Source organism: Sphingomonas sp. DBB INV C78 (genome assembly GCF_042693015.1).
Taxonomy (GTDB): domain Bacteria; phylum Pseudomonadota; class Alphaproteobacteria; order Sphingomonadales; family Sphingomonadaceae; genus Sphingomonas_E.
The window spans coordinates 2,992,255-3,015,586 of sequence record NZ_CP170544.1; the positions used below are offsets into that span (position 1 = coordinate 2,992,255).

Annotated in this window: 20 protein-coding genes and 2 tRNA genes; 11 read left to right on the top strand and 11 right to left on the bottom strand. The window is 65.0% G+C overall.

Going from position 1 to position 23,332, the window contains the following annotated elements; all coding sequences use genetic code 11:
* Positions 1–116: 116 nt before the first annotated feature.
* Positions 117–713, top strand: a complete 597-nt coding sequence (locus tag ACFB49_RS13970) for a M23 family metallopeptidase (protein WP_380871834.1) — start codon at positions 117–119, stop codon at positions 711–713.
* Positions 714–767: 54 nt separating this feature from the next.
* Here ACFB49_RS13970 and ACFB49_RS13975 read toward each other — a convergent pair whose 3' ends face one another.
* From ACFB49_RS13975 to ACFB49_RS13990, 4 genes are all read right to left on the bottom strand, one after another.
* Positions 768–1,859: a branched-chain amino acid aminotransferase gene (locus tag ACFB49_RS13975; RefSeq protein ID WP_380871835.1), complete on the bottom strand. Its 1,092-nt coding sequence runs from the start codon at positions 1,857–1,859 to the stop codon at positions 768–770.
* Between the two features lie 30 nt (positions 1,860–1,889).
* Complete coding sequence (locus ACFB49_RS13980; RefSeq protein WP_380871836.1) at positions 1,890–2,651, bottom strand: SDR family NAD(P)-dependent oxidoreductase; 762 nt, start codon at positions 2,649–2,651, stop codon at positions 1,890–1,892.
* Positions 2,652–2,673: 22 nt separating this feature from the next.
* Entirely contained in the window at positions 2,674–3,855 is a 1,182-nt protein-coding gene (locus tag ACFB49_RS13985; RefSeq protein ID WP_380871838.1) for an acetyl-CoA C-acyltransferase, read from the bottom strand.
* Positions 3,856–4,122: 267 nt separating this feature from the next.
* Positions 4,123–4,199 (bottom strand) — tRNA-Pro (locus ACFB49_RS13990).
* Between the two features lie 135 nt (positions 4,200–4,334).
* Between ACFB49_RS13990 and ACFB49_RS13995 the strand changes: the two genes are divergently transcribed.
* The 7 genes from ACFB49_RS13995 to recN all read left to right on the top strand — a co-directional run bounded on the left by ACFB49_RS13995 (position 4,335) and on the right by recN (position 10,824).
* Entirely contained in the window at positions 4,335–4,817 is a 483-nt protein-coding gene (locus tag ACFB49_RS13995) for a PaaI family thioesterase (protein WP_380871840.1), read from the top strand.
* 114 nt (positions 4,818–4,931) lie between these two features.
* Positions 4,932–5,267: a preprotein translocase subunit YajC gene (gene yajC / locus ACFB49_RS14000; RefSeq protein WP_380871841.1), complete on the top strand. Its 336-nt coding sequence runs from the start codon at positions 4,932–4,934 to the stop codon at positions 5,265–5,267.
* 8 nt (positions 5,268–5,275) lie between these two features.
* On the top strand, positions 5,276–6,874 hold the full coding sequence (gene secD / locus ACFB49_RS14005; RefSeq protein WP_380871842.1) for a protein translocase subunit SecD: 1,599 nt from the start codon (positions 5,276–5,278) through the stop codon (positions 6,872–6,874).
* A gap of 14 nt (positions 6,875–6,888) precedes the next feature.
* Positions 6,889–7,866, top strand: a complete 978-nt coding sequence (gene secF, locus ACFB49_RS14010; protein WP_380871843.1) for a protein translocase subunit SecF — start codon at positions 6,889–6,891, stop codon at positions 7,864–7,866.
* A 7-nt stretch (positions 7,867–7,873) separates the two neighbouring features.
* Positions 7,874–8,257 (top strand): MTH938/NDUFAF3 family protein, encoded by a 384-nt coding sequence (locus tag ACFB49_RS14015; RefSeq protein ID WP_380871844.1) that lies wholly within the window; start codon positions 7,874–7,876, stop codon positions 8,255–8,257.
* Between the two features lie 89 nt (positions 8,258–8,346).
* Complete coding sequence (locus tag ACFB49_RS14020) at positions 8,347–9,126, top strand: outer membrane protein assembly factor BamD (RefSeq protein WP_380871845.1); 780 nt, start codon at positions 8,347–8,349, stop codon at positions 9,124–9,126.
* Between the two features lie 36 nt (positions 9,127–9,162).
* The gene (gene recN, locus ACFB49_RS14025) at positions 9,163–10,824 is read left to right on the top strand and encodes a DNA repair protein RecN (RefSeq protein WP_380871846.1); all 1,662 of its coding nucleotides are present in this window, start codon (positions 9,163–9,165) and stop codon (positions 10,822–10,824) included.
* Here the strand turns inward: recN and ACFB49_RS14030 are convergent.
* Together ACFB49_RS14030 and ACFB49_RS14035 are read right to left on the bottom strand one after the other, a co-directional pair.
* Complete coding sequence (locus ACFB49_RS14030; protein ID WP_380871847.1) at positions 10,821–11,495, bottom strand: hypothetical protein; 675 nt, start codon at positions 11,493–11,495, stop codon at positions 10,821–10,823. The two genes, recN and ACFB49_RS14030, sit on opposite strands and share 4 nt — an antisense overlap.
* Before the next feature lie 60 nt (positions 11,496–11,555).
* The gene (locus ACFB49_RS14035) at positions 11,556–13,223 is read right to left on the bottom strand and encodes a putative bifunctional diguanylate cyclase/phosphodiesterase (RefSeq protein ID WP_380871848.1); all 1,668 of its coding nucleotides are present in this window, start codon (positions 13,221–13,223) and stop codon (positions 11,556–11,558) included.
* Between the two features lie 248 nt (positions 13,224–13,471).
* Here ACFB49_RS14035 and moaA point away from each other — a divergent pair, with 248 nt between their 5' ends.
* The 3 genes from moaA (at position 13,472) to ACFB49_RS14050 (ending at position 15,429) form a co-directional block, all read left to right on the top strand.
* A complete protein-coding gene (moaA, locus tag ACFB49_RS14040; protein WP_380871850.1) occupies positions 13,472–14,491 on the top strand; it encodes a GTP 3',8-cyclase MoaA in 1,020 nt (339 codons plus the stop codon).
* Positions 14,488–15,264 (top strand): NAD kinase, encoded by a 777-nt coding sequence (locus ACFB49_RS14045; RefSeq protein ID WP_380871851.1) that lies wholly within the window; start codon positions 14,488–14,490, stop codon positions 15,262–15,264. Before moaA ends, ACFB49_RS14045 begins: the two co-directional genes overlap by 4 nt.
* A gap of 90 nt (positions 15,265–15,354) precedes the next feature.
* A tRNA-Asn gene (locus ACFB49_RS14050) sits at positions 15,355–15,429 on the top strand.
* On the opposite strand, the gene ACFB49_RS14055 is transcribed toward ACFB49_RS14050, so the two are convergent.
* The 5 genes from ACFB49_RS14055 to ACFB49_RS14075 all read right to left on the bottom strand — a co-directional run bounded on the left by ACFB49_RS14055 (position 15,413) and on the right by ACFB49_RS14075 (position 23,321).
* A complete protein-coding gene (locus ACFB49_RS14055; protein WP_380871852.1) occupies positions 15,413–16,984 on the bottom strand; it encodes a recombinase family protein in 1,572 nt (523 codons plus the stop codon). The two genes, ACFB49_RS14050 and ACFB49_RS14055, sit on opposite strands and share 17 nt — an antisense overlap.
* Positions 16,985–17,457: 473 nt before the next feature.
* Complete coding sequence (locus ACFB49_RS14060) at positions 17,458–18,048, bottom strand: lytic transglycosylase domain-containing protein (protein WP_380871853.1); 591 nt, start codon at positions 18,046–18,048, stop codon at positions 17,458–17,460.
* A complete protein-coding gene (mobF, locus tag ACFB49_RS14065) occupies positions 18,026–20,980 on the bottom strand; it encodes a MobF family relaxase (protein ID WP_380871854.1) in 2,955 nt (984 codons plus the stop codon). The genes ACFB49_RS14060 and mobF overlap by 23 nt, the downstream gene beginning before the upstream one ends.
* On the bottom strand, positions 20,977–23,022 hold the full coding sequence (locus ACFB49_RS14070; protein WP_380871855.1) for a type IV secretion system DNA-binding domain-containing protein: 2,046 nt from the start codon (positions 23,020–23,022) through the stop codon (positions 20,977–20,979). Before ACFB49_RS14070 ends, mobF begins: the two co-directional genes overlap by 4 nt.
* Positions 23,019–23,321 (bottom strand): hypothetical protein, encoded by a 303-nt coding sequence (locus ACFB49_RS14075; RefSeq protein ID WP_119747601.1) that lies wholly within the window; start codon positions 23,319–23,321, stop codon positions 23,019–23,021. Before ACFB49_RS14075 ends, ACFB49_RS14070 begins: the two co-directional genes overlap by 4 nt.
* Between the last annotated feature and the right edge of the window lie 11 nt (positions 23,322–23,332).

The following is a 23,332-nucleotide window of genomic DNA, read 5'->3' on the forward strand; positions in this document are numbered from 1 at the left end:
CACCCACGCGACGGCGCAACGTCTTTCTTTCCGCACGCCTGCCAGATATCTATCCGGCCATGCCCAATCGATCCGCGCCCATGAGATGGTGCAACGGCATCGCCATGATGCTGTGCATGGCATGTTTGCCGAGCACGGCGCGAGCCGACGACACCGCCGCCGAGACGCCGGCGAGTCTGCCGATCGGCGCCGATGGCCAGTTTCGCGCGCGCATGCTCGACTGGAGCGAGAACGCGCCGGCCGAGGCGCCGCAACGGTCGGAAAGCATGGTTCCGGTGGCGAGGCCGCAGATCACATCCGGCTTCGGAATGCGCACCGATCCGCTTCACGGCGGCCGTGCGCGCCATGCCGGCGTGGATCTGGCGGCGGCACCCGGCGAACCCGTCCATGCGTCAGCCGCGGGATATATCGGGGTCGCCGCGACGGCCGGGGGTTATGGCAAGCTGGTCACGATCCGTCATGCCGATGGGCTGGAGTCCCGCTATGCCCATCTCTCGCGAATTCTGGTGATGCCCGGCCAGCGCGTGCAGGCCGGCCAGGTGATCGGCCAAGCGGGCTCTACCGGCCGCTCGACCGGCAGCCATCTGCATTATGAAGTGCGGCGATCAGGCCTGCCGGTCGATCCGATCGCGGGCGGGCAATCCGTGGAGGCGGCTCAGCCGCATCGGCCCGGCGCGCCACTGTTATCGACATTCGCGCGAGCGCAGAAATAGGCGGCAACCCACGCCGACCGAGCCAAGGGCGGGCGCGGGCTGCCTCATCATGGTTCAATCGAGCGGGATCGTCCGCAGCCAGCCATGGCCGTCATTGCTCTCGCCACGCTGCAGCCGCACGAGGCCGTCGCGCAGCTTTTCCGTCACCGCGCCGGTTTCACCGTTGGCGACCATGAACTCGCTGCCTTTGGATTCGACCTTGCCGATCGCCGCGATCACCGCAGCGGTGCCGCACGCGAACACCTCGCGCAGCCGCCCGCTGGCAGCATCGGCCTGCCACTGATCGAAGCCGTAATTCTCTTCCCTGACGACAAGGCCATTGTCGCGGGCGAGCGTGATGACCGAATCCCGCGTGATACCGGGGAGGATCGTGCCAAGCGGCGGGGTGATGAGCGACCCATCATCCATCACGAAGAAGATGTTCATGCCGCCAAGCTCTTCCACCCAGCGATGCTCGGCCGCATCGAGGAAGACGACCTGGTCGCAGCCGCGCTGGATCGCCTCAGCCTGAGGCAGCAGGCTTCCGGCATAATTGCCGCCGCATTTGGCAGCGCCCGTGCCACCGCGCGCGGCGCGGCTATAATCTTGCGAAACCCAGACCTTGATCGGCTTGGCGCCACCCTTGAAATAGGCGCCGACGGGACTGGCGATCGCGCAGAAGATATATTCGGACGCGGGCCTAACGCCCAGGAACACGTCGTTCGCGAACATGAAGGGGCGCAGATAGAGGCTGCCCTCGCCTGCCGGAATCCATGCCTTGTCGAGCGCGACCAGTTTCTCGATCGCTTCGAGGAACATTTCCTCCGGAATCTCGGGCATCGCCATGCGGTGCGCGGACTCGTTGAAGCGCCGGGCATTCTGTTCCGGCCGGAACAGGGTGACGCGGCCGTCGCCGGTGCGATAGGCCTTCATCCCTTCGAAGATTTCCTGCGCATAATGCAGCACGGCACTGGCAGGATCGAGCTGAAAGGGCTCACGTGCCCGGATCTCGGCGTCATGCCAACCGGTTCCCACGCTCCACCGAATCACTACCATATGGTCGGTGAAGATCTTCCCGAACCCCGGATCAGCGATCAGCTGTGCCCGTTCCGCATCGGGAACGGGGTTGGAGTGGGGAATAAGCCGGAACGACGGCTTGTCAGCCATGACACTCGATCTCCTTTTAACATGCCCCTTTTAGCGCGGCGCCATACGGATCGCGCCGTCGAGCCGGATCACCTCGCCGTTCAGCATCGGATTGGCAAGGATGCTGTCGACCATTTGTGCAAATTCTTCCGGCTTGCCCAATCGGCTCGGGAAGGGAACCTGCTTGCCGAGTGACTCTGTTGCGGCCGGCGGAAGCCCGGCGAGCATCGGCGTCCAGAAGATGCCGGGCGCGATAGTCATCACCCTTATGCCGTGCTGGGCGAGGTCGCGCGCGATCGGCAAGGTGAGGCCGACGACGCCGCCCTTTGACGCCGCATAAGCCGCCTGGCCGATCTGGCCGTCATAGGCGGCGACCGAGGCGGTGTTGACGATGACGCCGCGTTCCTCGCCAACTGGATCGGCCTGCGCCAGCCGAGCGGCAACCTTGGAGATCATGTTGAAGGTGCCGATGAGGTTGATTTCCACAGCCTTGCGAAAGGCATCGAGCGGATGCGGCGTAAAATCGCGGGAGAAGGTCTTGATCGCCGGCGCGACGCCCGCGCAGTTGACGAGGATGCGGGCGACGCCATGCGCAGCCTCGGCCGCCGCCACCGCATCGGCCACACCGGTATCGTCGGTGATGTTCACCTTGAAGAAGCGACCGCCGGTTTCCCCCGCCACCGCCGCGCCTCCTTCTTCGTTCAGGTCGAAGATGGCGACCTTGCAGCCCTTTGCCGCCAGCAGCCGCGCGGTGGCGGCGCCCAGCCCCGATGCGCCGCCCGTGACGATGGCAGCGCTGTTCGCATAGTCCATGACGATCCCCTCCGGGTTTCTGTTATGCCAGTTCGATCGCGATCGCGGTCGCCTCGCCACCGCCGATGCAGAGGCTGGCGACACCGCGCTTGAGCCCACGATTTTCGAGCGCGGCAATCAGCGTCGCGATGATCCGCGCGCCCGACGCGCCGATCGGATGGCCGAGCGCGGTGGCGCCGCCATTGACGTTGAGCTTGTCGAACGAGATGCCGAGATCCTTGGCGGCGATCATTGCCACCACTGCGAACGCCTCGTTCACCTCGAACAGATCGACGTCACCAACGGACCAGCCCGCCTTGTCGAGCACCTTGCGGATCGCATCGACCGGCGCGGTGGTGAAGAGCGCCGGCTCATGCGCATGGGCGGCGTGCGCGACGACCTTCGCCGCAACCTTGAGACCCTGCGCTTTGGCGACGCTCTCGCGCGTCATCACCAAGGCGGCAGCGCCGTCGGAAATCGAGGCGGAGCTGGCCGCGGTGATCGTGCCGTCCTTGGCGAAGGCAGGCCTGAGGCCGGGGATCTTGTCCGGCTTCGCGTTGCCCGGCTGCTCATCCTTGGCGACCGTCACTGCACCCTTGCGGCTCTGCACTTCGACGGGAATGACCTCGCGATCGAAGGCGCCGCTCTCGATCGCGGCGACCGCACGGGACAGCGAGCGGAGGGCATATTCGTCCTGCTCTTGCCGTGTGAACTGATAGTCGCGCGCCGTATCCTCGGCGAAGGCGCCCATCGGCTTGCCGCGGTCATAGGCATCTTCCAGCCCGTCCAACATCATCGTGTCGACGACGGTGTCATGGCCGATCCGCGCGCCCGAACGATGCTTGGGGAGCGCGTAGGGCGCGTTGGTCATGCTTTCCATGCCGCCCGCGACGATCACGTCGACCGATCCCGCGGCCAGCGCCTCGGCCGCCATGATCGCGGCCTGCATCCCCGATCCGCACATCTTGTTGACGGTGGTCGCCTCGACCGACTTGGGTAGCCCCGCCCCCAGCGCCGCCTGCCGCGCCGGCGCCTGGCCGAGTGCCGCCGGCAGCACGCAGCCCATATAGATGCGCTCGACCGCAGCGGGCGCAACGCCCGCGCGCTCGACCGCCGCCTTTACCGCCGCGGCGCCGAGCTCGGTTGCGGACGCACCGGCAAGCGCGCCCTGGAAGCCGCCCATCGGCGTGCGGGCATAAGAAGCGATGACGACGGGATCGGACATGGAAACACCTTCACGAACTGCGGGACATGACGAGACGGTGGAAATGGGACGTGCCCTCATAATGCCGGCGTGCGCGCTTGTCCTCAGCGCAATCCACCATCGCCCGCTTCGTCACCAGCCCATAACCGCGTCTCATGGGCGCAAGGTGGCGATCGCGCGCGCCCGATCAAGCCCCTGCTTGTCGCGGAAAGAACGGCTGGCCGGTGGTGGTGTTGGGGAGGGCGCCAGGGCGACCTGACGCCACTGGAACACCCTGAAGTCAGCAAATGGTCGGGGCGACAGGATTCGAACCTGCGACCCCCAGACCCCCAGTCTGATGCGCTACCAGGCTGCGCTACGCCCCGACCTGCTGACAGGGCCTGATCCAGACCCTAGGCGGCGCGCTTTACTGAGGTCGGTCGGGACATGCAAGCCGCATGTCCAGCATTGCCCCGACCGAGATGTCGGACTAGATGATAAGTAGCAAAAGGAAACTTATCATGGCCGATCGTTCCCGCTCTTATGGCGTCGCCACGCCCGAACAGATCGCCGGCAGAAGCGGCCGACAGGTGCTGGAAGCCATGCTGGCGGGCGAGCTTCCGGCGGCGCCGATAGCGCGGCTGATGGGCTTCGATCTGGTCGAGGTGGGCGACGGCCTGGCGATCTTCGCAGGCGAGCCCTTCGCCGACCTGCTCAACCCGCTCGGCATCATCCATGGCGGCTGGGCGCTGACCCTGATCGATAGCGCCGCGGGCTGCGCCGCCCACAGCACTTTGGCGCCCGGCTTCGGCTACACGACGATCGAGACCAAGGTGAACTTCGCCCGGCCGATCAACCCCGACAGCGGCAAGGTGCGCGCCGAAGGCCGCGTCATCACCGCCGGCCGGAGGATCATCGCCACCGATGCGCGCATCACCGATTCGCGCGGCCGCATCCTGGCGCACGGCACGTCGACCTTGATGGTGTTCGCGCCGGAGGGGTGACGGGAAACCTCTCGTAACGCGGCCCCCGTTGCGTGGGTTGCCCTTCCCGTGATAGGCGCGCGCCTTTCCCGGGCCATTGTTTGACGGCCGCGCTTTCCAGGAAGCCCATCCCCGATGTTCGTTTCTCCCGCATATGCCCAGGCCGCCGGCGGCGCATCTTCTGGCGGCAGCGCCGTGATGCTGATCGGCCAGTTCGTCCTGCTCGGCGCCATCTTCTGGTTCCTCATCCTTCGCCCGCAGCAGAAGAAGCTGAAGGAGCATCGCGCCAAGATCGACGCGGTGAAGAAGGGTGACACCGTCGTCACCGGCGGCGGCATCATCGGCAAGGTCACCAAGGTCGAAGATCATGAGGTCGAGGTGGAAATCGCCTCCCAGGTCAAGATCAAGGTGGTCAAGGCGACGCTTACCGACGTCCAGCCGCTCGGCGGCGCCAAGCCCGCCAACGACTGAGCCCCGTCATGCTCGATTTCCCGCGCTGGAAGGTCCTGTCGATCGTCACCGTCGTGATGGTCGGCATCTTGCTCGCCATCCCGAGCCTGGTTCCCGAAGCGGCGCTGAAAAGCGTCGGCCTCGGCAGCCTTCCCCGCATCAATCTTGGTCTCGACCTTGCCGGCGGCAGCCATCTGTTGCTGGAAGCCGACACGGACGACGTCGCCAAGCAGCGGCTTGCGCTGATGGAAGAGAGCGTCCGCACCGAAATGCGGCGCGGCGACACCAAGATCGATATCGGCGACATCTCCACCTCGGGCGGCAAGCTCAGCTTCTTCGTCCGCGATACGACCAAGCTCGATACCGCGGTCGAACGTATCCGCACGCTCACCCAGCCGGCCGGGATGACCGGCCAGCGCGACTGGGACGTGGCGGTGGTCGATTCGACCCGGATCGTGCTGACGCCGACCAAGACGGGCATCGACAGGGCGATCAACGACGCGATGGGCGTTGCCACCGACGTCGTCCGCCGCCGCATCGACGAGATGGGCACGCGCGAGCCGACGATCATCCGCCAGGGCAATGACCGCATCGTCGTTCAGGTGCCGGGCCTGCAGGACCCGCAGGCGCTGAAGTCGCTGCTCGGCAAGACCGCCAAGCTGGAATTCAAGCTGGTCGACCTGACGGTGAGCGCGGCGGACATCGCCGCCAACCGGGCCCCCCCCGGCAGCCAGATCCTGCCTTACCCCGACAATCCCGGCGGCGTGCCGGCGATCGCCGTCTATCGCCGCGTGATGGTGAGCGGCGACGAACTGATCAACGCCAACCAGGGCTACGACCAGCAGGGCCGCCCGATCACCAATATCGAGTTCAACAATTCGGGTGGGCGCAAGTTCGCGCGGGTGACGACCGAGAATGTCGGCAAGCCCTTCGCCATGATCCTCGACGGCAAGGTCATTTCCGCGCCGAACATCAACGAGCCGATCCAGGGCGGTCGCGCGCAGATCTCGGGCAACTTCACCGTCCAGTCGGCGAACGAGCTCGCCATCGCGCTCAAGTCGGGCAAGCTGCCGGTCGCGCTGAAGGTGGTCGAGGAACGCACCGTCGGTCCTGATCTCGGCGCCGATTCGATCCGCGCCGGCGTGCTGGCCTGCGTGATCGCGGCGGTCGCGGTGATCCTGTTCATGCTCGTCACCTATGGCCGCTTCGGCGTCTATGCGAACATGGCGGTGGTGATAAACATCCTCGTGATCCTTGGCGTCATGTCCGTCATGGGCGCGACACTGACCTTGCCGGGCATCGCGGGCTTCGTGCTGACGCTGGGCACCGCGGTCGACGCCAACGTGCTGATCAACGAGCGCATCCGCGAGGAGCGCCGGCGCGGTCTTTCGGTCGTCCAGTCGGTGGAGCGCGGCTATAAGGAAGCCAGCCGCACCATCTTCGAGGCGAACGTGACCCACGCCATCGCCGGCGTGATCATGCTGGCGCTGGGCTCCGGCCCGGTGAAGGGCTTCGCGATCGTGCTGTTGATCGGCATCGCCACATCGGTGTTCACCGCCGTCCTGTTCACCCGCATGCTCGTCGCAGGCTGGCTCCGCCGGAAGCGGCCGACCGAGATCATCATCTAAGAAGGCCGGGCATAATGCGACTTCTGAAGCTCGTCCCCGACAATACCAATATCGGCTTTGTCCGGGTTCGCCACATCGCCTTCGCGCTGACCGCGCTGCTGACGATCGCCGCGCTGGCGCTGGTGTTCACGCGCGGCCTCAATCTCGGCGTCGATTTCGTCGGCGGCCTGATGATCGAGGCCAAGTTCGAACAGCCGATTCATCTGGAAAAGGTGCGCAGCTCGGTCGATCGGCTGGGCGTGGGCACCAGCCAGCTCCAGTCCTTCGGCGATCCGCGCACCGTCTCGATCCGCCTGCCGCTGCCCGAATCCACCGACGAGGGCGCGACCAACGCCGTGGTGCGGCAGGTTCAGACGGCGCTTACTGCCGAATATCCGGGCGTGCGCTTCAACCGCGCCGAAGCGGTTTCGGGCAAGGTTTCGGAAGAGCTGATCTTCAACGGCGCCCTGGCCGTGGTGCTGGCCATCGTCGGCATCGCGATCTTCTCCTGGTTCCGGTACGAGTGGCAGTTCGGCGTTTCGACGGCGGTCGCCATCGTCCACGACGTGTTGATGACCTTGGGTTTCTTCGCGCTCACCCAGCTCGAATGCGACCTTTCGACCGTCGCCGCGGTGCTGACGATCATCGGCTATTCCATCAACGACAAGATGGTGATCGACGATCGCATCCGCGAGAATATGCGCAAATACCGCAAGATGGACATGAAGGCTCTGATCGACCTTTCGGTCAACGAGACGCTGCCGCGCACGGTGATGACCTCGATCACGATCATGCTGGCACTCGGCGCGCTCCTGATCTTCGGTGGCCATGTGCTGCAGGCTTTCACCGCGGCGATGATGCTCGGCATCGTCGTCGGCACCTATTCGTCGGTCTATGTCTCCTCCTCGCTGCTGATCTCGCTGGGCGTCACGACGCGCAGCTTCGCGCCGAAGGAGGAGACGGCGACAGCCGAACGCGTCACCCGCCGGGCCGACGACGGCGCGGTCCCCTGAGGCCGGTATGGCCGGCCCCAACATGGATCGGGACGCCGCGCCCGAAGGCCCCGTCGTCCGGGGCTTCCGTGGGCACGGCTATCTGGTTTCCGACCGTTATGTTCCCGGCGGGCTGAAATTGACCCCCGACGACGCCCGTGACTGGGCCGCGACCGACATCGCCACCCTTGTCGAGGCCGACTTGGCGGACTTGGTAGCGATGACGCCGCCGCCCGAATTCATCCTGATCGGCACCGGCGCGACGATGGCGCAGCCACCCGTCGCCTTCGTGCGGGCGATCGAGGCACGCGGCATCGGCATCGAGGCGATGGACAGCCGCGCCGCCGCCCGCGCCTGGGGCGTGCTGCGCGGCGAAGGCCGATGGATCGCCGCCGCGCTCCTGCCCTTTTAGCCCATTGTCCGGGCAATCGACATCAACCTGCGTCACGCCACCGCCTTCGCGCTTGGCGGGCCGCAAAGCCTGGGTTAAGACCTCGCCCCATGCGTAGAATTGCCCGACCGATCGCCCTTTCCATCGCCATCGCTTTGATCGCCCCGCTTGCGGGTTGCGCCTCCAATGGCGGCGGCAAGAAGGCCGACACCAAATATGTCGCCCGCGACGTCGACACACTCTACAACGCGGCCAAGGAACGGCTGGACAAGGGCCAGTACAAGGTCGCCGCGGCACTGTTCGACGAGGTCGAGCGCCAGCACCCCTATTCGGCCTGGGCGCGGCGCGCGCAGCTGATGAGCGCGTTCAGCTATTATCTGGCGCGGCAATATCCCGAATCGATCCAGTCGGCGCAGCGCTTCCTGTCGATCCACCCCGGCAACAAGGACGCCCCTTACGCGCTCTACCTGATCGGCATCGATTATTATGAGCAGATCCAGGACGTCACCCGCGATCAGAAGATCACCCAGCAGGCAATGGACGCGCTGGGCGAAGTTGTCCGCCGCTATCCCGACACGGCCTATGCCGCCGATGCGCGCTTGAAGATCGACCTTGTCCGCGACCATCTTGGCGGCAAGGAGATGGAGATCGGCCGCTTCTACCAGCGCCGGCGCGACTGGCTGGCCGCGACGATCCGCTTCCGCACCGTGGTGGACGAATATCAGACGACCACCCACGCCCCGGAAGCCCTGATGCGCCTTACCGAATGCTATCTGGCGCTGGGCGTACCTGAGGAAGCAAAGAAAGCAGCCGCGGTGCTGGGCGCCAATTATCCCGGCTCGAAATGGTACGAGCGTGCCTATGAGCTGGTCCAGAAGCATCCTGCGTGACGCGCGCGGGCGCGTGATCCTCGCGGCTGGAAAGCCATGCTGACCGCGCTTTCCATCCGTGACGTGGTGCTGATCGAAGCGCTCGACCTCGATTTCGCGTCCGGCCTGGGCGCGCTGACCGGTGAGACGGGCGCCGGCAAATCGATCCTGCTCGACGCGCTAGGACTGGCGCTCGGCGCACGCGCGGACAGCGGCCTAGTGCGGCGTGGCGCCACGCAGGCGGTGGTGACGGCAAGCTTCGACCTGCCGGACGATCACGCAACTGCGGAACTGCTCAGCGAGAACGGTCTTTCCGCCGAACCGGGCGAGCCGCTGGTGATCCGCCGCATCGTCAAGGCAGACGGCGGCAGCCGGGCGACGGTGAACGACCAGGCGGCATCCGCCACCTTGCTCAAGGAACTGGCCCCCTATCTGGTCGAGATCCATGGCCAGCACGATGATCGCGGCCTGCTGAACCCACGCGGCCACCGGGCGCTGCTCGACATTTTCGGGCGGATCGATGCGGGTATTGCTGCAACCGCCCATCGCGACTGGCGCGCCGCAGAAGAACGGCTGGAGCAGGCCCGAAACGAGCTGGAAACGGCAGCGCGTGACCGGGAATGGCTGGAACATGCGGTGGCGGAGCTGACCGCGCTGGGCGCCGAGCCAGGCGAGGAAGAGACGCTGTCGACCGCGCGCGCCGACATGCAGAAGGGCGCGCGCCTGGCCGAAGACCTGACCGCGGTGTCCCACCATCTCGAAGGATCGGACGGTGGCGCGGCCCAGCTTCGCCAGGCAGCGCGACGTCTCGACCGGATCGCGGGCGAACATCCACTGCTGGTTGATGCCTTGGCGGCGCTGGATCGCGCAGTGATCGAGGCGACCGAGGCGGAGGATCGGCTGGCGGCCGCACAGGATGCCCTCGCCTTCGATCCGCAAAGGCTGGAGGATGCCGAAACCCGCTTGTTCGAGCTGCGCGCCATGGCCCGCAAGCATCGGGTGGAGCCGGATGCACTGCCGACGCTGGCCGCGGAACTAAGCGAGCGACTGGGGCGGATCGAGGCCGGTGGCGAGGGGTTGGCAAAGCTGGAGGCCGAAATGGCCGCGGCGCGCGCAGCCTATGCCACTGCTGCCGCCGCCTTGAGCGAAGCGCGAACGGCGGCGGCTGCCCGGCTGGACACCGCCGTAGCGAGCGAACTCGCGCCGTTGAAGCTGGACGCAGCCCGCTTCCGCACCGTCGTCGAGCCGCTTCCCGAGGCGCAATGGGGACCATCGGGGCGCGACCGGGTGGAGTTCGAGATCTCGACCAATCCCGGCGCGCCGTTCGCGGCGATGATCAAGATCGCCAGCGGTGGCGAACTCAGCCGCTTCATCCTGGCGCTCAAGGTCGCGCTGGCGGAGGAAGGCGGCGCCCGGACGATGATCTTCGACGAGATCGACCGTGGCGTCGGTGGCGCGGTGGCGAGCGCGATCGGCGAACGGCTGGCACGGCTCGCGCGCCAGGCCCAACTCCTCGTCGTCACGCACAGCCCGCAGGTGGCGGCGCGCGCGGATTCGCACTGGCTGATCGCCAAGAGCCATGACGGCACCGTCACCCGCACCGGCGTGACCGCGCTGGATGCCGCGGAGCGCCGCGAGGAGATCGCCCGGATGCTGAGCGGCGCCGCCGTAACGGACGAAGCCCGCGCGCAGGCCGCACGCCTGCTGGAAGCGGCTTAGACTTTAATCCGGCCGAACGGGGCGAGCCGCTTTGCCAGCGCGGCGGCCGTCTTGCCGTCGCCGGCGCGCAGCGATGGCAGCATGAGTTGCGCAGCCCGCTTCACATAGCGATCGAGCGAGGTCGGCGCCGGAGCAGCGGCGGCAGTTTCCGCCAGCTTGAGGGCGAGGGCGATATTCCTGTGATCCTGGCGAATGCGCATGATCGCGGCCATGCCGGGGAACAATGCGCGATTGCCGCCAAGCGCAACCGCCTTGTCCAGCGCCTCGTCCCCCGCCTGCCGTTTCGCGCCGAGCGCCGCACGCGCCACCATGGCGCCAAGCTGGGATATGGCATTGAGGTGCCAGCCGGCCACCGCCATCTGCGCCTCCGCATCCCGCGGGTCCGACGCCACCAGCGCTTCGAATCCCTTCAGCGCCATCTTGGCATCGGCGGCGTTGCTCGTCAGCTTGCCACGATAGCCGATCGCGATCGCACGCTGGAGCAAGGCTTCACGATTGCCTGGCTGACCGGCAAGGATGGCGTCCGCTTGCTGGATCGCCTTGTTGATCAAAGCGACCGCAGCATCTTTATCGGAGGCTTGGAACGCAGCCGAAACGAGCGTTTCGCGCGGCGATTCCGCCACGGCCGGGGCCGCCACGAGCATCGTGGAAACGCATGCGGCCGCTGCCATGCTTCGCAAATTCATCATCCCCATCATTACGCACGCGAAATCGCGCGGTTCCCCAAAAAATCACGCACTCACGATCGCCTTCAACGCCTCTTCCTCCAGCGGCGGCGACCGCAGGAAGCCCTGGTAGATGTTGCAGCCTTCGGCGGCGAGGAGCGCGAGCTGTTCCTCGGTCTCCACGCCCTCCGCGATCACGGCGAGGCCGAGCGAGCGCGCCATTTCGATCACGCCGCGCACCACCACCCGATCGCGCGCCGATCCGGTGATGTCCTGCGCCAGATGATGATCGATCTTGAGATAATCGAGCGGCAGCGCCTTCAGATAAGCGAGGCTCGAATAGCCCGTGCCGAAATCATCGATCGCGACGCGCAGGCCACCGGCGCGCAACTCACCGAGAAAGGCAGCCGCCTGGCCGAGATCGTCGATAAGACCGCTCTCGGTGACCTCGACCGTCAGCCGTGACCGCGGAAAGCCCTCCCCGTCGACCATCGCCAGGAAGCGGTCGGCGAAGCCCGGCCGGGCGATATCCGCCGCGGTGACGTTCACCGCCAGCCTCAGATCCGCGAGCGGGCCTTCCCAGGCGGCCGCGGTGCCGATCGCCTTGCGCTGCACATGCTCCGAAAGCTGGACGAGATAATCGGAGCGCTCGGCCGCAGCGAACAGCGTGCCTGCGCCGAGTTCGCCAAGTCCGGGATGCCGCCAGCGGGCGAGCGCCTCGACGCCGACGATCTCCCCCGTCGTGACCGAAAACTGGGGCTGGAAGAGTATCCCGATATCGCCGCGATCAAGCGCCACGCGCAAATCGACCTCAAGCTGGTTGTTGCGCACTGCCTGCGCCTCGCCGCCGGCATCAAGCGCCCTCGCGGTGCCGGGATCGCCGGCACGGGCTTCGGCAAGGGCGAGGCTGGCGCGGCGGATCAACGTCGCCCCCTCCTCGCCATCCCCGCGGACCGCGATGCCGATACGGCATGACAGCGAGACGATATGCTGATCGATCACGAAGGGTCTGACGATGGCGTCCGACAATTCTTCCGCCAGCCGCTGTGCATCGTCCAGACATGATGGAGACGGGAGCGCGATGGCGAATTCGGCACCCGCCACCCGGGCCACGCAGCCACGCCGCGCGATCGACGGATCAAGCTGGCGCTCGATGCGCCGCGCGACCGCCTGCAACGCCTTGTCACCCGCGGCGACACCGAAAGCGGCGTTGATCGCCTCGAAGCGGGTGACAGCCAGCAGCATCAGCACGCAAGGGAGATCGCGCTTTTCACCGTTGACACCAGCGTGACGATCGATCCAGCGGCGCAGCGCGGCGCGATCGGCCAGGCCGGTCAGCGCATCGCGGCTGCGGCGATCACGGCCATTGCCGCTGCCACCCTGTTCCACGATCGCCGCCCGACGCCCGCCAGCCAGCCGATCGGCATGACGATCGGCGAAGCGAAGCATCTGGGCAAATTCCGCCTCGCCAAAGGGGCTCGCCAGATAATGTGTCGCGCCCGCGGCGTGAACCGCCTCCAGCGCCCCGACGTCGCCGCGCGAGATCAAGACGAGCATCGCGGCGGCATTGGCCTCGACCGGATCGGCGAGCAGCCGCGCGGCCGCCAGCCCCTCTTCCAGCGCACCCCGCGCATCGACGACGGCCACGGGGGCGCCGCTGGCGAGGAAACGGCGCTCCATGCCATCGCCGCCACGGCCCATCGCCGCCGTCCGCCACCCTGCCCGCTCGACCATCCCGGCGACCTCGTCGCGATGGCGGAAGGAGATGAGGAAGATCGCGGGCGGCCCCCCCGGACCATGTTCCGCATCGCTTGGTTGGCGGGACGCGATTGGCGTGCTTCCTTTGGTCCGAGTTCCGTCCAATGCTAATGCGCTTAAGGCCGCGCGCCAATGGCGGAAAATCGGCCGGGCTCACGTTAACAACATGATCTTGATTCGGCCGCGGACTTGCCCCGGCGGCCGCCCGGCCCTAGCTTCACCTCATGTCTCAAGTGGTCCAGGACGGCGTCAGGCCCCTGATCGACGGTTTCGGCCGTCGAATCACCTATTTGCGTATTTCGGTGACCGACCGCTGCGACCTGCGCTGCCGCTATTGCATGGCGGAGGCGATGAGCTTCATGCCGCGCGACCAGATTTTATCGCTCGAGGAGATTGCCGCGATCGCCGACGCCTTCATCGCGCGCGGCGTCCGCAAGATCCGGCTGACCGGCGGCGAGCCGCTGATCCGCAAGGGCGTACCCGAACTGGCCGGGATCATCGGCCGCCATATCGCGAACGGCGACCTCGACGAGCTGACGCTGACCACCAACGGCACCAACCTCGCTCGCACCGCACCCGCGCTGGTCGACGCAGGCGTGCGCCGCGTGAATGTCAGCCTCGACAGCCGCGATCCCGAGCGGTTCCGCCACATCACCCGCTGGGGCGATGTCGACAAGGTGCTGGAGGGCATCGCCGCGGCCAAGGCTGCGGGTCTGCGCGTCAAGATCAACATGGTCGCGCTCAAAGGGCTGAACGAGGACGAGATCGAACCGATGCTGCGCTGGTGCGCCGACGAGGGTCATGATCTGACGCTCATCGAAACCATGCCGCTCGGCATGATCGACGAGGATCGCACCGATCGCTACCTGCCGCTCGATCAGGTGCGCGACACGCTTGCCAGCCGTTTCACGCTGACGCCGCTCGCCGACCGGACGGGTGGCCCGGCGCGCTACCATCGCGTAGAGGAACTGGACACGCGGATCGGCCTCATCACGCCGCTGACCGAAAATTTCTGCGCGGGCTGCAACCGGGTGCGCATCACAGCGACGGGCCGGCTCTATATGTGCCTCGGCCATGACGACAAGGTCGACCTGAAGACGGCGCTGCGCAGCGGCGGGCCGGAGGCGCTGGATGCGCTGCTCGACCAGGCTATGGCATTGAAACCATTACGCCATGATTTCCGTATAGACGAGAGAGAGGCCGCACCCGCGGTTGTACGGCACATGAGCGTCACCGGCGGATGACCGCAGAACATAAGATTGCCCTGATCCATTCCCCGACCGAAGCTGCGCAGGCCGCGGCGCGTATCCTGCGCGATCGGTATGAATGGGTGCCGATCGAACAGGCGACGCTGGCGGTGGCGCTGGGTGGTGACGGCTTCCTGCTGCAGACGCTGCACGCGATGCTCGACAGACGACGCATCCTGCCGGTGTTCGGCATGAATCTCGGCACGGTGGGCTTCCTGATGAACGAATGGAGCGCCGACCTCCTGGAAAACCGCATCGCGCGGGCCAAGACTTTCACGGTCACGCCGCTGCGCATGGACGCCGTGACCGTGGATGGCGAGAAGGTCTCATACCCAGCGATCAACGAAGTCTCCCTGCTCCGCGAAACCCGTCAGACGGCCAAGCTGGAAGTAATGGTCAATGATCGCGTGGTGATGCCCGAACTGGTGTGCGACGGCGTGCTCGCTTCCACGCCCGCAGGATCGACCGCCTATAACCTGTCGGCGCAAGGGCCGATCCTGCCGCTCGATTCGGCGATGATCGCCCTGACCCCGATCAGCCCCTTCCGCCCCCGCCGCTGGCGTGGCGCAATCCTGCCGGAACGCACGCGAATCGGTTTCCGCGTGCTCGATCCGGTGAAGCGCCCGGTCAGCGCCGTCGCCGACCAGCGCGAAGTGCGCGATGTCTCGACCGTATCCGTGGCGATCGACCGGGCCAGCACGCTCACCCTGCTTTTCGACCCGGAACATGCGCTCGACGACCGCATCACGATGGAGCAGTTCGCCGTCTGAAAAAGGCGTCAAAGGGGGGCTTGCCACCCGCGTCAAGCCGCTGCTATAGGCGCGCCTCGCTTCGACGCCTTGGTCGCAGCGAGAGAGTGTTCCCCGGTAGCTCAGCGGTAGAGCATCCGACTGTTAATCGGACGGCCGCCTGTTCGAATCAGGCCCGGGGAGCCAATTCTAAAAATGGGGGTTTTTTGCCCCCTTTTGGTGTTGGGCCCGAACCGCCAGTTTCGCCGATTTTTTCAAGAATTCCAAACGGTTCGCGGAACGTGACGGTCAGCGCTCCACCCGCGAATGACGAGTTCGATAATATCAAATTCAGAGCCCGCCGCTTGGTCGCCAAGGGCTGATCCGCAAACTGGTTGTGGGCGGTCCTCGCGAAATCCAGCAGCGCCAGACCATCATCAATCAGGTCGTCCTCTGCGCTATGCAAGCTCTCCATGTCTCGCAGAGTCCGATCCCGCTCCTCACGCCAGGTCGCTGAAACCCGGTCGTGGAATTCGACCGTGACCCGCCCATCGAGCTTGTCGAGGTAGAGGGTGTCCAATCGGTGTTGAAGGCGATCAGCCTCAGCTCGCAAGCGCTCAACCGATTCGTCGCGGTCGCGCCGCTCGTCTGCATGACTCTCGCGGATCGCTCGCTCAATGAGCCGGAATGACGCATCATCCAACCGAAGGCGCCTGAGGACAGCTGCGAACTGATCGTCGAGGGCCTCCTCGCGTATATACCGCTCAGGGCAACGCCCCTTGAACCGGGAGCAGTGGTAGTAGATGTATCGGCCCTTCTTGATCTCGGCCGTGACCGCGCAACCGCAGTGACCGCAGGTGATCAGTCCGGTGTAAGCAAATTGAAGCCGATTGCCGTGGACGTTGGAGATGCTCCGGCCATCCAGGATCTCCTGCACGTTGGACCAGGTGGCAAAGGTCGTCAGCGGAGTATGCGAGCCCTTGTAGAGTTTGCCCAGCCATTCGAACGAGCCCGTGTAAATCCGGCTGCGTAGCATTGTGTTGATCGTGCTCACGCCCACCGGTTTTCCGCTCTTGCGGTACCGGAGGCCAGCCCTGACGGCCAATTGGGTCACTTCCTTGAGCGAATATTGCCCGCTCTCGAACCATTCGAACACGCGGGTCACCAACGGACCGATATCCGGATCGATTGTGATGACCTTCTTGCCGAGCGGGCCCATCACATTCACATAGCCGAGGGGCGCGAAGGTCGGCCAAATCCCCTGCTCTGCCTTTTCGAGCATCCCCTTGCGGGTCTCCTCAGAGAGATTGTCGATATAGTTCTTGGCCATCAAAACCTTGATGCCATGCATGAACTTCTCCGACGATCTCGAATCCCGGGAGAGAACGACATTCTCCTTCACGAAATGGATCTCGATATCCAATCCGTCGACCGTCACCCAATCCTTGAGGTTGCGGTAGAGCCTGTCGGTCTTCTCGACCAGAATCGTTCTGACGCTCGGATGGGACCTGATGTAGCGAAGCATTTCCTCAAATCCGGTACGACCGGCGCGCTTCGCGGTCTCCACGTCAACATGTTCAGAGGCGATCGTTATGCCGTTCTGAGCCGCATACTCTCGCATCAACTTTTGCTGTGCCGGGATAGAAAACCCTTCCTTCTCCTGCTCGCTGGTTGATACTCGTGCGTACATAACGGCCTTATTGCGTTCTTGAATGATACGCTTTGCCTTCGCCTGTACGATCTTTGCGCGGGGTCTCGTCATCTCAATTGATCCTCCTTACCCCAATATACCATCCATCCTCCCGTTTTTGAAAGTCATCCGAAAAGTTCGATATGTGTATTACTTGGGGTTATTTGATTTTCCTTGCAGCTGGCGGTTCCCGCCACGATCCTATTTGCGACTGTCGAAGGCGGTGAAAAAATCCGCGAAATCCCCCAGAAAGTTTCTCGCTTCATCGTCGCTGACAGGACGATCGAGGTGCTGTTCGAAATACGCTCTGGCGTCAGCGACTAGGGCGGCCGAGAACATCGCACGCCTGGAAACCCGTCGCCTTCCAAAGCTAGGCGATGTGTCTTGCATCCCGGACGACACAGTCGCCGATGGTAGCGATGGAGGTTCGATGGGCTGTGAATCGTGCTCGGAATCGAGAGTTAGCGGTGAGGCGCCAGTTCCAGCCTCTGCGGCCGCCGGGAGCGGTGGACTGGCTCCCGAAATCTTGGGCCGACGACGCCGTCTCATGGAACGACCTCGGAAACTGGCGGCGTCCCTTTTGACGGCCGAGCGAAGAGGCTGGACCCGAACCGCCGCCGCAAATGAACAATGACGCTCGAGGTGTAGCGCTGTTGCCGCCACTCTGTGGGACTATGATAGACGCCGATCGCCTTCCAATAATCGCGCGTGGCGGCCAAGCCGGAGAGGAATATCCAGCGCGCGGCTTCGACGTTGAAACAGGCATCCTGTTTCAGCCAATGGCGGACATGTCGCTCCGGCCGACCGGTGATCGCCGCCAGCCGCGGTACCCACCAACTATTGACCTGCAATGGCCCGAGGTCGTGGCTGCCGTCGCTGTTTGCGACTTCCGCGCCTATCCAGCCGCCCTCCTGATCTCGCAATCCCCAGAGCGTCTTGGCAAGCCAGTTGCGGCCGGCGGCTGACCGGGCGATGCACGTCGCGACGATCTGCTCGTCGATCGTGTTTTGCTGGGTCGTTCGGGCTTCCAGGGAATGGACAGGGAATGCGAACACCAGGGCAGCCAAGACCGCCCTGATGAAGATCGGCGCGAACCTGGGCGCAAAAGCGGCCCTAGTGATCATGGCCAGCCCCATGGTCGTGCTGTTGTGCGGGGGCCGGATCAGCACGTGAGGGCGCCGTCGGGGCGTGCTGGCCCTCCTCGACATTCCGGGTCAGGATGTTCGTAAGCCACCGGTCCACGACCTCCACCGCAGATTGCGCTCGACCAGCAAGCGCGTGGGCAAGGCCATCTGGTTCCGGGCGCTCGCGAGCCTCTCGCTCCGCGCGCATCCGATCCTTGCGCTCCTCGCGATCGCCGCGCTGCTGATCCCGGAGTCGGTCCCAGCGCTCTCCGTGGCGCTCCTCGCGGGCCCTGTGGCTGTCGCGATCGAGCCTGCCGAGGCCTTCTAGTGCGGAGGTCTTCTCGCCGGAGTGGCGTTCAAGCTTCTCGACGAGCCGTTCCCGATCCTCGGTCCACAGCTTCACGCCGTAGCGAGCGCGCGTGATCGCGGTGTAATAGTTCTGACCGCTCACTAGGCCGGAGTTCACCGGTGCCAGCACATAGGCGCGGTCATAGGTCTTCGACTGTGCGGAATAGACCGTCTCCGCATAACCATGATCCCAGCTCTTGTGCTGCGAAAGGTCGATGTCCTGGACCCGCCCTTCCCGGTCCCAGCGGATCGTTGCGACCGTTCCATCCAGGCGCTCCACCGTCCCCCGCTCGGCGTTCTTCAAGCCAAGGTCATGGTTCACCAAACGCCACTGGATGCGGTCACCCGTGGCCAAATCGCGCTCTTCGCTGCGGAACACATTGACCTGCGAAGCGCGTCCGATACGAGGGTCCCACCGGATGGTCCGACCATGTTCGTCGACCATCCGGACCACCTGCCGACCGTTCGCGTCACGGCCGATACCGACAACCCGATATTCGGCGTCGCGAGCAATCCCGAGCCCGGCATTGTCGCGGGAGAAGATCAGCACCTGCCCGCCCGAATAGAAGCGGGCGAAGTGCTTCTCCTGATCCGTCATCCCGGCGGGCGTGAGCACTGGGAGGCGAGCGTCTTCCGCCGCAATTGCGCCCTCAGTTTTCAGCGCTTCCCGGATCTTGCTGTTGACGATCAGGCGGGTGGCATTCTCCAGCACGAGGATATTGGTGTTGGCGCGGTTCTCCGGTTTGAGCCTGGTCCATTCGCCGACCAGTCCTTTGGCAAGCGCTTCGGCATCCCCACCGCTGACCACCTTGTCGAGGTTCTCGAGCGATGCGGCATAGTTGCCCAGCCGGGCCTGCGTGACCGCGGCTTTCATCATGCGCGTTTCCTGGCGCACGGACTCGGTGAGCTCGGCCGTCGGCAGGCCCAGCTTCTGCAACAGCCAGAAGGCCTTTCCCTGTTCGATGGCACCCGTCTGCTTGTTGTCTCCGAGGATGATCAGTCGAGCACCGGTTAAGCGGCTGATTTCGAGGACACGTAGCGCCTGCCGGTTGCCGAGCTGGCCCGCCTCGTCGAGCACGAGGACATAGCTGTCATCGATGTTGCGCCCGCCCCCGGCGACGAGGCTGGCGACCGTCCGGGAATCGATCCGTGCGTCGGCGCCAAGTTTGGCCGCCGCCGACGATGTTGGCGCGAGCGCGATCAGCGTCATTCCTTGTGGCGCGGTGTCGTTCAATGACTTCACCAGCGTCGATTTGCCCGCACCAGCGACGCCATGGACCCCGACAAGACGGTCCCCGGTCGTCCCGATGTGAATGAGCGCTGCCTCCTGGGCAGGATTGAGGCCAGCTTCGGCCATGACAGCCCGGATGCGTTCGGCCGTCGCAATGGGCGTCGCGTCGCCCAGCGAAAGCGAGAGATGCTCGGAAAGGGCCAGTTCCAGGCGAGCCGTGCGCCGAGTGGTGCGCCCTCGCGTGTGGATTTCATCTCCGGTTTGATGCCTCGTCGCAAGCAGCTTGAAGCGGTTTTCATGCTCCTCGACCAGGGGGCGAATATCCGAGAGCCGAACCTCTCCGACATGAGAGGCAAGCGCCAGCCGGAACATGCGTCCCAGATTGTTGACGGCTTCCCGGGTCTCTGCCTGGCGAATACCGAACAGCATTGCGCGGGCCGAGGTGCGATCATCCGGGCCCCCGATGTCATGCTCGCTGCGGTCTGCACTTTCTCGCGTGGCGTCGAGCGCCTTCCGATAGGGCGCCGATCGGGATGCCCACTGGTCGTGCAACTGCTCCAGCGAGATTTTCTCCTTCGGACCACGCGTCGCATAGAAGGATTTCTGTCGGCCGGCTTGTCCGGTCAGGCCATGCTCCTTGGCATGCGCGTTGATCTGTTCGGCCCGCTGCGACATGGCCTTGGCCAGCTCGGACGGTATCCCCCGGATTTCGAAAAGACCTTTGCGGGGGTCGAAGTCGATCTGATAGCCAAGCGCGCGAAGGTCGTGCGCCAGCTCGTTGCGATAGACCTGGCCGGCGACGATCTGCTCGACGAACATCGCCCTGGTTTCGAGACTGACCATCCGATCGCCGTCCTGGCGGTTGGTCATGTTCATGACGACGACATGCGTGTGGAGGTGCGGATCAAGTTCCCGCGATGCATGTTCGGTGAAGCGCGCGAAGATCAGCCGACCGGTCGTTTCGTGGACGATTTCGCCATCGACTCGGTGCCGCAAGGACGCATGTTCCTCGAGATAGTCGAGCGCTACGCCGACGGCCTTCTCATGGGCAGCGAGGATACGCTCGTCGCCCATGACGAGCGCCATGATCGAGACGGACTTCGGAGCATTGACCGCAAAATCCCAGCCAGGGTGATGCTGGATCTTCCCCTCGGCGCGGTGACGGCCAAGCTGAAGATCGCCCACCTTCCCGGCAAGCAGATCCTGGAACACGGCCGGGTCGACCTTACCCTCCAGCCCGAGTTCGGCGGCGATCTGGCCGCCCCACTCCGAATGCTCGTCGGTGCCCTTGGTGTAATAATCGCCGACCGTATAATAGCGACTGATATTGGCGGGCGTGCCCTTGAGGCGGATGGGATTGATCATGCCGGCCTCGCCGAGTTCCGGTCGCCACTATGGCGACCATGCTGGCGCAGCCGGGAAGCGGTCGGCTTCCCGTAAAGCGTGAGCGGTGGGGACGATGGCTGTGCGACATCTCCGGCGCGGCCCGGGTCGGCCGCCTCCGCAATCGGCGCGTCGATCGGTTCCACCGCTTCGGTTGGTGGTAAAGGAGCGGGCTGGCCCAGCGGCAGTTCGGGTACGCTGTCCGCAGGAGACGAGCGCCGCCGCCGCGTGGTCGGACGCGAGGGCGGCGGCGGTGGCTCGGCGGGCGGCTCGGGTGGTGCGAGCGGCTCCAAGATCATCCGGACGGGACCGGTCGTGCGCTCCTCAAACGCGGCTCCGATGGAGGGCATGCGGTTATAGCTGTCCTCGAAACGCACCACGGGCAGATTGCGGCCGAACCGCAGATAGCCGCAAAGATTGGGAAGGTTGGTGACCTCGGTGTGCATCACCAGCGGCCGGGTCACCTGCATCCGCGAGAGGTTCACGCCGTCCCGCATATCATTGACGCCGTAGGACATGCCTTCATTCGCTTCGACCTGCTCGACCTGGCCGAGATTCTCGCTGACATGCTTCGCGGTCGGGGTGTCATTCGCGCGCAGCGCCACCCAGGTTGAGCAGTAGCCGGTGATCGCCGCGGCATCCTGGATGCCGTAGGTCGCCTCGAGCTGCGGGTAGCTTTGGAAGCCGAGGATACCGCACCCGCCATATTTCCGGGCGCGGGCCAGGAAGTCGGAAAGGCTCGGCAATTTCTGGAGCGACGGAAGCTCGTCGATAACGCAATAGAGGCGCCGTGCCCGGTCGGGCGAGAGGCTCATGATCGCGCTGATCGCGATATCGAGCCATACCGTGATCAGGGGACGGAGCGAGGGAAGCTGATCGGCCTTCACGGTGATGAAGAGCCAACTGTCGTCCCGCTCATTCGCCACCCAGTCGCGGATCGACAGCCCATCCTCGGTGTCGTCCAGATAGGCAAACGACCGCATCACCGAGGCGAGTTCAGCCTGGATGCCGGCCGAAGTCCGCTCTCCCTCCATGGAGATGAATGCCGCCGCGTCGGTCCCCTGCGCGAAGGCGGCGAGATCCTTCAGCTTGGAGCGCAGCAGTGTATCGAGAAGGATCGAGACGAGCGTGCGTTGCTGGCGTGCGAGTTTGCGGAGCACCGCCACCAGGGTGCCGCGAGCAGACTTGGCCCAGAAGGGATCGCCCGCCTTGTCCGGGATCGTGGACTCCGCGATCTGGTCATAATGATAGTCCTTGGGGACATCGACCCAGGGGGACCAGCAGTCGGATCGGACGTCCAGCGGGTTGAGCAGGACGTCAATTCCGGGGCGGTAGAATTTCTCGACGAAGGTGCCGGCGGTATCATAGACGATCGCCCGCTTACCGCGTTTGCGGATGCCGGCGAGCATCTTGATGATGATGTTGGTCTTGCCGGTGCCCGGAGCACCGCAGATCAGGATATGCTCCGGCTCGAAGATATCCGGGACATTGACCCCGCCAATCTCGAAGCTGCCCCGTGCATGACGCCACAGCGCGCGGCGTACTTCCCGCACAGTTCCGAACCGGGCGCCGCGCAAGAACTGGTTGGAGCCGAGGCCCCTTCCCGTCCGGGTGAAATAGAACCAGGCCCAGAACAGCATGGCCAGCGCGAACACACCCGAGAGCGCCGCCCCGTGGATGAGATAGCGTTCAAACGCCTCCAGCGTGGTGTGTGCGACCCCGGAGTCGAGAAGTCCCTTCGGAGTCGTCCAATATTCCCGGCCGGCCGGCGTCTTGAACAATATGGGCGTCGCATTGCCCGGAACCGCGTCCCCCATGAAGGTCGCTTGCCCCAGCTTCAGCAGGACATAGCGTTCATATTCGGTGGACTTCTCGAACCCGTACCAGATGATCCCGCCGATCCAGATGACCAGCCCCGCCAGCAGGGTCTGATAGAAGACCTGCGTGGTCATCCGGACATTGTGGACGATCGCCTGGCCGCCGCGCGTCCAGCTCCCCAGCGTATCGTGCCGGAAGATGCTCATGGCCGATCCTGCTCGGGATCGAGCAGCCCCCTTTCCCGGAGGAGGCGGCGGGCATCGGCGAGGCCCTGTTCAAGGATATCTGGCGTGCGCTTGCCCACCGACGCAGCGAGGATTGCGAGCGTCTGTATACCGGTCGCATGCAGTTCATCGAAGCGGGCGTGATACCCGGTCGGGTCCGTGCCTTCATGGCGATCGAGGATGTCGCGGCAGTAGGTTGCTGTGGGCGTTCCCGCGTCGCGGGCACGGGCATCGAGGCGCCTGAAAAGGGCGTCATCGACGCGGATTGTAATGCGAGCCAAGGGCGAGACTC